At 68.5% G+C, this 11,844-nt stretch carries 15 protein-coding genes; all 15 read left to right on the top strand.

Going from position 1 to position 11,844, the window contains the following annotated elements:
- Positions 1 to 80: 80 nt before the first annotated feature.
- From BLQ73_RS24945 to hypE, 15 genes are read left to right on the top strand one after another with little or no spacing between them, the layout of a single operon-like run.
- Positions 81 to 704: a D-sedoheptulose-7-phosphate isomerase gene (locus BLQ73_RS24945; RefSeq protein WP_093173964.1), complete on the top strand. Its 624-nt coding sequence runs from the start codon at positions 81 to 83 to the stop codon at positions 702 to 704.
- Positions 704 to 919, top strand: a complete 216-nt coding sequence (locus BLQ73_RS24940; protein WP_093173962.1) for a HypC/HybG/HupF family hydrogenase formation chaperone — start codon at positions 704 to 706, stop codon at positions 917 to 919. Before BLQ73_RS24945 ends, BLQ73_RS24940 begins: the two co-directional genes overlap by 1 nt.
- Before the next feature lie 2 nt (positions 920 to 921).
- Positions 922 to 1,638 (top strand): D-sedoheptulose-7-phosphate isomerase, encoded by a 717-nt coding sequence (locus tag BLQ73_RS24935; RefSeq protein ID WP_093173960.1) that lies wholly within the window; start codon positions 922 to 924, stop codon positions 1,636 to 1,638.
- A gap of 57 nt (positions 1,639 to 1,695) precedes the next feature.
- The gene (locus BLQ73_RS24930; RefSeq protein ID WP_176955660.1) at positions 1,696 to 2,772 is read left to right on the top strand and encodes an NADH-quinone oxidoreductase subunit B family protein; all 1,077 of its coding nucleotides are present in this window, start codon (positions 1,696 to 1,698) and stop codon (positions 2,770 to 2,772) included.
- A 2-nt stretch (positions 2,773 to 2,774) separates the two neighbouring features.
- On the top strand, positions 2,775 to 4,559 hold the full coding sequence (locus BLQ73_RS24925) for a nickel-dependent hydrogenase large subunit (protein ID WP_245691372.1): 1,785 nt from the start codon (positions 2,775 to 2,777) through the stop codon (positions 4,557 to 4,559).
- A gap of 33 nt (positions 4,560 to 4,592) precedes the next feature.
- On the top strand, positions 4,593 to 5,192 hold the full coding sequence (locus BLQ73_RS24920; protein WP_093173956.1) for a NifU family protein: 600 nt from the start codon (positions 4,593 to 4,595) through the stop codon (positions 5,190 to 5,192).
- On the top strand, positions 5,189 to 5,908 hold the full coding sequence (locus tag BLQ73_RS24915) for a DUF5947 family protein (RefSeq protein WP_245691370.1): 720 nt from the start codon (positions 5,189 to 5,191) through the stop codon (positions 5,906 to 5,908). Before BLQ73_RS24920 ends, BLQ73_RS24915 begins: the two co-directional genes overlap by 4 nt.
- Positions 5,905 to 6,555, top strand: coding sequence for a DUF6084 family protein (locus BLQ73_RS24910; RefSeq protein WP_093173954.1), 651 nt, complete (start codon positions 5,905 to 5,907; stop codon positions 6,553 to 6,555). Before BLQ73_RS24915 ends, BLQ73_RS24910 begins: the two co-directional genes overlap by 4 nt.
- Positions 6,552 to 8,069 carry a hypothetical protein gene (locus BLQ73_RS24905; protein ID WP_093173952.1) on the top strand — a complete coding sequence of 506 codons (1,518 nt, stop codon included), beginning with the start codon at positions 6,552 to 6,554 and terminating at the stop codon, positions 8,067 to 8,069. Before BLQ73_RS24910 ends, BLQ73_RS24905 begins: the two co-directional genes overlap by 4 nt.
- Positions 8,057 to 8,569, top strand: coding sequence for a hydrogenase maturation protease (locus tag BLQ73_RS24900; RefSeq protein ID WP_093173950.1), 513 nt, complete (start codon positions 8,057 to 8,059; stop codon positions 8,567 to 8,569). Before BLQ73_RS24905 ends, BLQ73_RS24900 begins: the two co-directional genes overlap by 13 nt.
- A 5-nt stretch (positions 8,570 to 8,574) precedes the next feature.
- On the top strand, positions 8,575 to 8,679 hold the full coding sequence (locus tag BLQ73_RS35125) for a DUF6893 family small protein (RefSeq protein WP_420820039.1): 105 nt from the start codon (positions 8,575 to 8,577) through the stop codon (positions 8,677 to 8,679).
- A complete protein-coding gene (locus BLQ73_RS24895) occupies positions 8,676 to 9,080 on the top strand; it encodes a hydrogenase maturation nickel metallochaperone HypA/HybF (protein WP_245691368.1) in 405 nt (134 codons plus the stop codon). The genes BLQ73_RS35125 and BLQ73_RS24895 overlap by 4 nt, the downstream gene beginning before the upstream one ends.
- Positions 9,028 to 9,396, top strand: a complete 369-nt coding sequence (locus tag BLQ73_RS24890; RefSeq protein ID WP_093173948.1) for a HypC/HybG/HupF family hydrogenase formation chaperone — start codon at positions 9,028 to 9,030, stop codon at positions 9,394 to 9,396. The genes BLQ73_RS24895 and BLQ73_RS24890 overlap by 53 nt, the downstream gene beginning before the upstream one ends.
- A 5-nt stretch (positions 9,397 to 9,401) precedes the next feature.
- Positions 9,402 to 10,556 (top strand): hydrogenase formation protein HypD, encoded by a 1,155-nt coding sequence (hypD, locus tag BLQ73_RS24885; protein WP_093173946.1) that lies wholly within the window; start codon positions 9,402 to 9,404, stop codon positions 10,554 to 10,556.
- Positions 10,553 to 11,656: a hydrogenase expression/formation protein HypE gene (gene hypE / locus BLQ73_RS24880; RefSeq protein ID WP_093173944.1), complete on the top strand. Its 1,104-nt coding sequence runs from the start codon at positions 10,553 to 10,555 to the stop codon at positions 11,654 to 11,656. Before hypD ends, hypE begins: the two co-directional genes overlap by 4 nt.
- Positions 11,657 to 11,844 lie beyond the last annotated feature (188 nt).

Raw genomic sequence — 11,844 nt, 5'->3', positions numbered from 1 at the left:
CGTGGTTGTGGCACTAAGGGTGTCGGTGTCTAGAAGGCCCGGCATAGCGTTGCGAATACGCTTAGTAATGGAGTGCCACTATGTCTGTCCCCATGGAAACCATGGAGTCGGCCGCGATCGAAGCCTTCGCGCGACGCGAAAGGGCCGGTAACGCCCTTGCCGCCGACGCCGACAAGGTGGCCCACGCGTGCCTGGACATGGCCTCCCGGTTTCATCGAGGCGGAAAGCTGATTACATTCGGTAACGGGCAGTCCGGGACGGACGCGGCACATATCGCGGTCGAGTTCATGCATCCGGTGATCATCGGGAAGCGGGCGCTGCCCGCGATGGCGGTCAGTAACGACCCCGCGTCGATCACGGGGGTGGCGGCCCGGGAGGGCTACGACGAGGTCTTCGCCTACCAGGTGAGCCAGTGGGCCGGCCCCGACGACATCGCCCTGGGCATCTCACCCGACGGCCAGTGCGCCGACGTGCTGCGCGGGTTGGAGGTGGCGGGCGAGTTCGGCCTGCTCACGGTGGCACTGACGGGGTCGTACGGCGGCATGATCGCCGAAAGCCCGGCCGTGGCCCACTCGCTGATCGCCCAGTCGAGCGACCCCGCCGTGGTCAAAGAGATCCATGTGACGATCTATCACCTTCTCTGGGAACTGTGCCATGTCTTCCTGGAACAACCCGCTCTGCTGGGGCCGGAGGTGATCCGTTGATGGGCGGCTGTTCCTCCGGCCACTGCGTCACCTGCTCCGACGAGGCCGTCCAGGTGGTCATCGTCGAGGCCCTCCCCGACGATCTCGCGCTCGTCGAGGTCGCGCCCGGGCGGTCCGAAGTGGTGAGCGTGGCGCTCGTGTCCGCCCAGGTGGGCGCCACGGTGCTCGTGCACGCCAAGGAGGCCATCGCCGTACTCACCGAAGGGCGGACTTGACCATGAGCGAGAGGGAGTCGGCCGGGGTGCGGGGCCTCTACCCGTTCCTCTACGCGGGCCCGGCCGAGCTTTCCGAGGTGCTGGCCGAGGTGAGCCGGTCCACCGTCGAGAAGGCCCACGAGATCGTACGGCTGCGCCGTACCGTCGGCGAGTCCATGGCCGGGGCGGTGGCGGCGTGTGCGGCGGCCATGGCGGAGCGGTTCGCGGCGGGGGGACGGCTGTTCACGTTCGGCAACGGCGGCAGCAGCACCGACGCCCAGGAGGTCGCCACCGCCTTCTCGGCCCCCGCGCAGGGCCGGCCGCTCGCGGCGCTCTGCCTCACCAGCGATGTCGCTGTGGTCACCGCGCTGTCGAACGACGTCGGCTTCGATGTGGTCTTCGCCAGGCAGGTGGCGGCGCTCGGCGGAGCGGGTGACATCGCGTTCGGCCTGTCGACCAGCGGCGGGTCGGCCAATGTGGTCAAGGCGTTCGAGGAGGCGGCCCGGCGCGGCATGCTGACGGTCGCCCTCGCCGGCTACCAGGGAGGCAGGCTCGCCGAACTTCCGGAACTCGACCATCTTTTCGTGATCCCGTCGACGTCCGTCCACCGGATCCAGGAGGCCCAGACGACGGTCTACCACGTGCTGTGGGCACTCACCCAGCACGCCCTCGGGGCGCGGCCCCGCAGATCCACGGCGCCGGGCAGCCCTGCGGCCACCCGCACCCGTGAGCACCCGTGAGCACTTCTGAGCCCAGTGAGCCCAGTGAGCACCAGCGACCACCAGTGAGGAGGCGGCATGACAACTCCGACCGAGTCCACGGCCGCGACCGAACAGATGAGGGACGAGCCGGTTGTCCACATCCTGTGGATAAACGCGGGGCTGAGCTGTGACGGTGACTCCGTCTCGCTCACGGCGGCCACCCAGCCGAGCATCGAGGAGATCGTCCTCGGCGCGCTCCCGGGCCTGCCCAAGATCCAGGTGCACTGGCCGCTGATCGACTTCGAGTGCGGGCCGATGGGCGGCGCCGACACTTTCATCGAGTGGTTCTACAAGGCCGACCGGGGGGAGCTTGAGCCTTTCGTCCTGGTCATCGAGGGGTCGATCCCTAACGAGTCCATCAAGCAGGAGGGCTACTGGTGCGGATTCGGCAACAATCCCGAGACCGGTCAACCCATGACCACCAGCGAGTGGCTCGATCGGCTGGCGCCCAAGGCCACCGCCGTACTGGCCGCAGGCACCTGCGCGACCTACGGCGGCATTCACGCCATGTCCGGCAATCCCACGGGCGCGATGGGGGTCGCGGACTACCTCGGGTGGGACTGGAAGTCGAAGGCCGGACTGCCCATCGTCAACGTGCCCGGATGTCCCGTTCATCCGGACAACCTCTCTGAAACAATCCTGTACCTGCTCTACCAGGTCGCCGGGCAGGCCCCGATGATCCCGCTGGACGAGGCGCTGCGCCCGCAGTGGTTGTTCGGCATGACCGTCCATGAGGGGTGCGACCGGGCGGGCTACTACGAGCAGGGCCAGTTCACGATGGAGTACGGCCGGCCCGAGTGCCTGGTCAAGATCGGCTGCTGGGGTCCCGTGGTGCGGTGCAACGTGCCCAAACGCGGCTGGATCAACGGCATCGGCGGCTGTCCCAACGTCGGCGGCATCTGTATCGCCTGCACGATGCCCGGCTTCCCCGACAAGTTCATGCCTTTCATGGACGAACCTCCCGGGGCGACGGTGTCCTCAACAATCAGCGGCGCCTACGGCACCGTGATCCGGGGCCTTCGCCACATCACCCAGCGGACGGTGGACAAGGAGCCCAAGTGGCGCCAGCGCAGCCGTTCCCTGCTGACCGGCTACAAAGCGCCCTGGAGATGACCATGACCACCTCACCGGAGAGAGACCGCGACCTCGTCGAGATGGCCTGGGATCCCATCACCCGGATCGTCGGCAGCCTCGGCATCTACGCGAAGATCGACTTCAAGAACCGCGAGGTCGCCGAGTGCTACAGCACCTCCTCGGTGTTCCGCGGCTACAGCATCTTCATGAGGGGCAAGGACCCGCGCGACGCGCACTTCATCACGAGCCGTATCTGCGGCATCTGCGGCGACAACCACGCCACCTGCTCGGTCTACGCGCAGAACATGGCGTACGGCGTGCGCCCGCCCCAGCTCGGTGAATGGATCATCAACCTCGGCGAGGCCGCGGAGTACATGTTCGACCACAACATCTTCCAGGAGAACCTGGTCGGGGTCGATTACTGCGAAAAGATGGTGCGCGAGACCAACCCGGGGGTGCTAGCGCTCGCCGAGCGCACCGAGGCCCCGCACGCCGGCGAGCACGGCTACCGCACCATCGCCGACATCATGCGCTCGCTCAACCCGCTTGAGGGTGAGTTCTACCGCGAGGCCCTGAACGTGAGCCGGACCACGCGCGAGATGTTCTGCCTCATGGAGGGCCGGCACGTCCACCCCTCGACGCTCTACCCGGGCGGGGTCGGCACCGTCGCCACGGTCCAGCTCTTCACCGACTACATGACCAGGCTGATGCGCTACATCGAGTTCATGAAGCGCGTCGTCCCCATGCACGACGACCTGTTCGACTTCTTCTACGAGGCCCTGCCGGGCTACGAACAGGTGGGCAAGCGGCGGGTGCTGCTGGGCTGCTGGGGGTCCTTCAACGACCCGCGGCACTGCGACTTCACGTACGAGAACATGTCCGACTGGGGACGCAAGATGTTCGTCTCGCCGGGCATCATCGTGGACGGCAAGCTCATCACCACGGACCTGGTCGATATCAACCTCGGCATCCGCATCCTGCTCGGCAGCTCCTACTACGAGGACTGGACGGATCAGGAGCCGTTCGTCACCCACGACCCGCTCGGCAACCCGGTGGACATCCGGCACCCGTGGAACCAGCACACCATTCCACGTCCGCAGAAACGCGACTTCAACGACAAGTACTCCTGGGTGATGTCGCCGCGCTGGTTCGACGGCCAGAACCTTCTGGCGCTCGACACCGGCGGCGGTCCGCTGGCCCGCCTGTGGGTGACGGCCCTGGCCGGTCTGGTGGACATCGGCTACGTCAAGTCCACGGGACACAGCGTGCAGATCAATCTGCCCAAGACCGCCACGCTGCCGGAGAAGACCTTCGAGTGGAAGATTCCCGTGCGCAACGGGGAGCTGCTCTCCAACGCCATCGAACGCAACCGGGCGCGCACCTACTTCCAGGCGTATGCCGCCGCGGCCGCGCTGCACTTCGCCGAGCAGGCGCTGCGTGAGGTGCACGACGGCCGCACGCAGACCTGGGAGCCGTTCACCGTGCCCGATGAGGCCATCAGCTGCGGGTTCACCGAGGCCGTGCGCGGGCTGCTGTCCCACCACATGGTGATCAAGGATGGCAAGATCGCGAACTACCATCCGTATCCGCCGACGCCGTGGAACGCCAGCGTGCGCGACGTCCACGGCACTCCGGGCCCCTACGAGGACGCGGTGCAGAACACCCCGATCTTTGAGGAGAACCCGCCGGAGACCTTCAAGGGCATCGACATCATGCGCACCGTGCGCAGTTTCGATCCGTGCCTGCCCTGCGGCGTGCACATGTACCTCGGAGACGGCAAGGAACTCCGCAAACTGCACAGTCCACACGCGTTCAATCCGTCCTGACGATCTCGGAAGCGGAAAGGAGGAGGCGGACCAATGCCACAACCGCCCAACGTGTCGGATGTCGGCGAGCGCATCGAGCGGCTGCTCGACGAGCTCGGCGCGCTCACCGACCCCATCACCCGCGCCAAGGCCGAGGAGCTGGTGCGCCTCCTCGTCGACCTGTACGGCGCCGGCCTCGACCACATCATGCGCGCCGTGACCGAGGCCGAGGCGGCAGCCGTACTCCAGCGGTTCGTCGACGACGACCTGGTCGCCGGGCTGCTCATCCTGCACGACCTGCACCCGCTCGACGTCGAGGAGCGCATCCGGGCCGCCCTCGACGAGGTGCGGCCCTACCTCGGGCTGCACTCGGGTGGCGTCGAGCTCACCGAGCTGACCGACGAGGGCACCGTACGGCTCCGCCTCGAAGGCACCTGCCACGGCTGCCCGTCGTCCCGGATCACCGTCACCCAGGCCATCGAGCGCGCCGTCCTCGCGGCGGCCCCCGAGGTGAGCGGCATCGAGGTCGAGGGCCTCGCCGAACCGGCCCCCGCCGCCTCGGAGCTGCTGCAGATCCAGCCCAAACCGCCCGGCCCCTGCCCGGTTCCGGAACAGCCGGGCGGGCCTCTCTCCGCAGAGGCGAGCATCCGGTGAACGAGAGCCCGGTGCACGACAGGCCGGTGCACGACAGGCCGGTGCACGACAGGCCGGTGCACGACAGGCCGGTGCACGACAGGTCGGCCGACACCCCGGTCTCACGGGGGCGGAGCGGCGGCCTGCGCCGGTTCCGGGAACGGCCGCCGGCCGACGTCCAGCGGTGCGAGATGTGCGCCGAGCCCATCGGGGACGCTCACCGGCATGTCGTGAACCTGGAGAGCCGGGCGCTCATGTGCACGTGCCGGGGCTGCGCCCTGCTGTTCACCCGCGAAGGCGCGGCCGGGGGGCGCCTGCGCGCCGTGCCCGACCGCTTCGCCTACGCGCCCGCGCTCGGGCTGAGCCCGCAGGACTGGGACGAACTCCAGATCCCCGTGCGGATGGCGTTCTTCTTCCACAATTCCTCGCTTGGCCACACCATCGCCTTCTATCCCAGCCCCGGAGGGGCGACCGAGTCGCAGCTTCCCCTTGCGGCGTGGGAGCGCCTGCTGGCCGAGCGTGCCGCCGTGGCCGACGTCGAGCCCGACGTCGAGGCGCTGCTGTTCGACGAGGACGCGTGCTATCTGGTGCCGATCGACACGTGCTACGAACTCGTGGGACTCGTCCGGATGCACTGGCGCGGCTTCGACGGCGGCCAGGAGGCCCGTGAGGCGATCGCCGGCTTCTTCGCCCGGCTGCGCGCCCGCGGCCGTGCCGTACCCGGTGGTGAGCGGTGAGCGAACCGGAGTTCACGTGCCTCGGCGTGCGGGCGGACGCGCAGGCGGCCTCGCCGACGCTGACGTTCCGGCTGCGGGTGAGCGACCCGGCGTCGGAGGGCGTTCACGCGATGGCGCTGCGCTGCCAGATTCGGATCGAGCCGCGGCGCAGGCCGTACACGCCGGAGGAGTCGGCGCTCCTGACCGACCTGTTCGGCGATTCGTCGCGGTGGGGTGAGACGCAGCAGCCGATGCAGTTCGCCCAGACCTCGGTGATGGTGCCGGGATTCACCGGATCCACCGAGGTGGACATGTCGGTCCCGTGTAGCTACGACCTGGAAGTGGCGGCGGGTAAGTACTTCGCCTCGCTGGACACGGGCGATGTGCCGCTCCTGCTGCTGTTCAGCGGCACGGTGTTCGCCCGGACGGAGTTCGCCCGGACCTCGGCCGGCGGTCTCACCGTACGGATGGTTCCGTGGCACTGCGAGGCCCGCTGCGGCCTGCCGGTCGCCGTGTGGCGCGAACTGATGGACCTCTGGTTCCCCGGATCCGGCTGGCTGCGGCTGCGCAGGGACACTCTGCGGGCGCTCCAGCTTTACAAATCCACCCACGGAATCGCCACATGGGACGAAACCGTGGACCGGCTACTCAAGGAGGCATCGGGATGAGCATGCCCATGGACGCCGCCCGCAAGGTGGCCGACGCGGTGCTGTACGAGGGATATCTGCTTTATCCCTATCGCGCTTCGGCGACCAAGAACCGGATGCGGTGGCAGTTCGGCGTGCTGGTGCCGAAGGGCTACGCCGCGACCGGCGAACCGTCGGCGAACGTCACCGAGTGCCTTCTGGAGACCGCCGCCGGCACCTCCGGCTCCAGCGGCGGCGGGGGCAGGGGCGGGGGCGGGGGCGGGGGCGACGCCGAGGTCACGGTGCGGCTGCGGTTCCTGCACGTCCTGTCGCGGACCGTCGAGCAGGCGGACGGCGAACTGTTCCAGCCGGTGGACCGGTTGGCGGTCGACGACACGACCTACATCACCTTTGAAGAGGCCGACGAGCGCGAGCAGGAGACCGCGTTCCCGCTGGCCATGCTGCTCGACGAGGCGCAGACCGTCGCGGTGGACATCCCCGGCGACCGGGCCGATCAGCCCATCCGCTCACGCAACGGGCGGCGGCTCGGGCGGGTCGTGCTGGAACATCGGCCATTGAAGGCGGCCATGCGGCTGTCGGCCGAACGGGTGCCGGGGCCGTACGGGCTGGTCAAACTGCGCGTCGAGGTGGAAAACCGGTCGGCGTGGGAGCGGCCGGACGCGCCGCGCGAGCAGGCCCTGCGGCGCTCGCTGATCTCCACGCATCTGCTGCTCGGCGTGTCCCGCGCGGCGTTCGTGTCGCTGCTCGATCCGCCGGAGTGGGCCCGCCCTGCGGTGGAGATGTGCAAGAACGAGCACACCTGGCCGGTGCTGGTGGGTGAGGACACGCGGCGCGACGCGATGCTGTCGTCACCGATCATCCTGTCCGACCACCCCGCCGTCGCCGCCGAGAGCCCCGGCGACCTGTTCGACGCGACCGAGATCGACGAGCTGCTCAGCTTGTGCACGATGTCCCTCACGGATGAGGAGAAGCAGGAGGCCTGCCGCACCGACCGCCGGGCGGCCGAGATCATCGATCGGATCGGCACGCTGCCGCCCGAGCTGGTGGAGCGGCTGCACGGCGCGATCCGGAGGATCGGCGCGACCCCGACGGTGATCCCTCCCGACGGGGAGTCGCCGCCCAAGCCCCCGGCGGCCCTGGCGCCGTCCGAGTCCTCGGCGTCCCCTGCGTCGTCCACGGTCCCGGGCTCGCCCATGTTCCCCGGGCTGCCGCCGGCTTCGCCGTACAAGGCCCCGTGGTGGGACCCGGGGGTGGACGCGGACGTCTCGCCCGACACCGACAGCGTGATGGTGGGGGACGTGCCCGTCGCGCGGGGCAGCCGGGTACGGCTCAGCCCCGGCAAACGGCGGGCGGACGCGTATGACATGTTCCTCCTCGGGCGCACTGCCACCGTCGAGGCGGTTCTGCATGACGTGGATGGGTTGGTGCATCTGGCGGTCACCTTGGAGGACGATCTGGGCGCCGACCTGCACAGGTCCCATGGGCGCTATCTGTACTTCGGGCCTGATGAGGTGGAACCGCTGTGCGAATCCTGATCGCCGGGGTCGGCAATGTTTTCCTGAGTGACGATGGGTTCGGGGTCGCCGTGGCCCGGAAGCTGTCGGCGATGGACCTGCCCGACGGGGTTTCCGTCACGGACTTCGGGATCCGCGGCATTCACCTGGCTTATGAGCTGACCGAGGGATACGACATCACGATCCTGATCGATGCCCTCCCGAGGGGTGAGCGGCCGGGCACCCTCTTCGTCCTGGAACCGTCGCAGAACTGGGAGGCGCCGGCGTTCATCGACGCGCACGACCTGACGCCGGACGCCGTACTGGCCCTGGCCGGTGTGCTGAGTCGGGAGTTCGGCGGGCGCACGATCGCGGGCGAGGTGCTGCTCGTGGGGTGCCAGCCGGAAGACGTCTCCCCCGGGATGGAACTGTCGCCGCCCGTCGCCGCGGCGGTCGACGCCGCGACGGGGCTGGTGCTCGACCTGGTCGAGGAGCGGCTTCGGCGCGCCGGCGTCGGAGCGCCACATGCGGAGGGGAGGTGACGACCGTGGTGAGGAATCTGGTGATCGGCACCGTGCTGGTGCTGATGGCCGTTCTGTTGATCAAGTCTCTGCCCGAACTGAACAGATACATGAAGATGCGAAGGATGTGACCTCGACCATGCACGAGTTCGGCATCGCCGAAGCAGTCCTCGACGCGGTGCAACGCCGCGCCGGGGGCCGACCGGTCTCCAGAGCCAAGGTGCGCGCCGGGGCTCTCCAGCGCATCGACGAATCCGCGATCAACCAGGCGTTTTCCCTGGTCGCGGAGGGTACAACCGCTGAGGGCGCACACATCGACCTGGTGGTCGAGCCGGTTCGGCTCACCTGCCGGTCGTGCGGCCACGAAGCCATGTCCATGGATCCCCTCGCGAGCTGTCTCTCCTGCGGCGGCACGGACTTGGACAGCGAGGGCGGCGACGGGCTCGTCCTCGAATCCATCCAGATCGCGGAGGCGAGCCATGTGTCTGGGAATTCCGGGCGAGATCATCGAGATAGACCCGGACCAGCCTGATCTCGCCACGGTCGAGGTGAGCGGCGTACGGCGGGCGATCAACGTCGGTCTCCTGTCGGATGAACGGCTCACGCCAGGCGACTGGATCCTCATCCACGTCGGGTTCGCCCTGTCGAAGATCGATGAGGAGGAGGCCAGGTCGGCGATGGCCTTCCTGGAAAGCATCGGCCAGGCGTACGAGGACGAGATCGCGGCACTGCGCGCATCGACGCTCGACGCCTCCCCCCAGACTCCGGCCGCGGGCACGACTGAGGGTTCCGAAGTGGCTCAAAGGGGTTCTGATGGGGTTCTGAGGGGCTCTGAAGGGGCGAGGTGAGCGCGATGCGCTTTGTCGATGAATATCGGGATTCAGATAAGGCCCGGGCACTTGCCGGGCGCATCGCCGCTCTCTGCGAACCCGGGCGGACGTACAAGTTCATGGAAGTGTGCGGAGGTCACACGCACACCATCTACAAACACGGCCTGGAGGACTACCTTCCCGAGGCCATCACCCTCATCCACGGACCCGGCTGCCCGGTATGCGTCATCCCGATGGGAAGGGTCGACGACGCCATCCACCTCGCCGGACAGCCCGACGTGATCATGACCTCGTTCGGGGACATGATGCGCGTGCCCGGCGGTGACGGCTCCTTCTTCGACGCCAACGCCAAAGGCGCCGACATCCGCATGGTCTACAGCCCCCTGGACGCCCTCCGGATCGCGCGCGACAACCCCGCCAAACACGTGATCTTCATGGCCATCGGCTTCGAGACCACCGTGCCCTCGACCGCGATGACGGCACTACGCGCCCGAACCGAAGGCATCGGCAACTTCTCCGTCTTCTGCAACCATGTCACCATCATTCCGGCCATCAAGGCCATCCTCGACTCACCCGACCTGCGGCTCGACGGCTTCATCGGACCAGGCCACGTGTCCTCCGTCATCGGATGCGCCCCGTACGAGTTCATCGCCCGCGACTACGGCAAACCCCTCGTCGTCGCGGGGTTCGAACCGCTGGACATCCTCCAGTCGATTTACATGATCCTTCGCCAGCTCGCCGAGAACCGGTCCGAGGTGGAGAACCAGTACGCGCGGGTCGTGCCCTGGGAGGGCAACCTCAAGGCGCTCGACGTCATCAACGAGGTCATGGAGCCCCGGGCGTACTTCGAATGGCGCGGACTCGGCTTCATCTCCCACTCGGCGCTGCGCATGAAGAACACCTACGCCGACCTCGACGCCGAACACCTCTTTCAGGTCCCCGGGGGCCGCGTCGCCGACCCCAAGGCATGCCAATGCGGCGAAGTGCTCAAAGGCGTGCTCAAACCGTGGGAGTGCAAGGTCTTCGGTACGGCGTGCACCCCGGAGACGCCCATCGGCACCTGCATGGTGTCCTCCGAAGGCGCGTGCGCCGCGTACTACAACTTCGGGAGGTTCACCCGCTCACGGGTGAAAGAGGCGACCGTACGGCACAGCACGGCCCAGGGAGTACAGCCATGACCGCCATCCCCGAAGACGCCGACACCACCCGCGAAGCCGCCACCCGCGAACAGCAGGTGCTGGAGCGCATCGACCGCGTGCGCCGCCGCAAGGCCCGCCTGCGAGAGGACCACATCACCCTCTGCCACGGGGCCGGCGGCAAAGCCTCACAGACCCTGATCGACGCCGTCTTCCTCGACGCCTTCCACAACCCGCACCTCGACCCCCTCGGCGACGGCGCCGTCGTCGGCGACCATGCCTTCACCACCGACTCCTACGTCGTGACGCCCCTGTTCTTCCCCGGTGGTGACATCGGCGACCTCGCCGTCAACGGCACCGTCAACGACCTCGCCATGTGCGGCGCCCGCCCCCGGCACCTGTCCGCCGGGTTCATCCTCGAAGAGGGCTTCCCCATCGCCGACCTGCGCCGCATCACCGCCTCCATGGCCGCCGCCGCCCACGCCGCGGACGTGCAGATCATCACCGGCGACACCAAGGTCGTCCAACGCGGCAAAGCCGACGGCTGCTACATCACCACCGCCGGCCTCGGCGTCTTCGACCACCCCGTACGCCCCAGCGCCGTGGCCGCCCGCCCCGGCGACGCCCTCATCGTCTCCGGACCCATCGGCGACCACGGCATCACCGTCATGCTCGCCCGCGGCGAACTCGACATCCACGCCGACATCACCTCCGACACCGCCCCCCTCGCCGCCCTCACCGCCGCACTCATCGACACCTGCGGCACCCACCTGCACACCCTGCGCGACGCCACCCGGGGTGGTGTCGCCACCGTCCTCAACGAGATCTGCGTCGCCGCCGGCGTGGCGGCCGTCATCGACGAGGACGCCGTCCCCGTGCGCCCCGCCGTACGCGGGGCCTGCGAACTCCTCGGCATCGACCCGCTCTACGTCGCCTGCGAAGGCCGCATGGTCATCGCCGTCGCCCCGGACGCCGCCCAGGCCGCCCTCGCCGCCCTCCACGCCCACCCCCTCGGCCACGGCGCCGCCGTCATCGGCCACCTCACCGAGGACCCGCCCGGCCTCGTCCTCCTCCGCACCGCCTTCGGCGGCACCCGCATCGCCGACCTCCTCGTCGGCGACCCCCTCCCCCGCATCTGCTGACCGCCCATCACGGCGACAGACGCCACAACGCGTCCAGGGGCACAGCTCGAATGCCTCCGCCAAAGGAAAGGGTCTGCTGCCCGGCATAGAGAACGACGCCCGCGACAAACCGATCACCTACCGCCCCCAGGTCCTGAGAACCCACCCTCGGACGCGTTCTGTACGGGAGAAACAGAGGCCACCGAGTG

It is taken from the genome of Sinosporangium album, from assembly GCF_900100605.1.
GTDB classification, from domain to species: domain Bacteria; phylum Actinomycetota; class Actinomycetes; order Streptosporangiales; family Streptosporangiaceae; genus Sinosporangium; species Sinosporangium album.
This window is presented reverse-complemented; position numbering and strand designations above follow the sequence as displayed.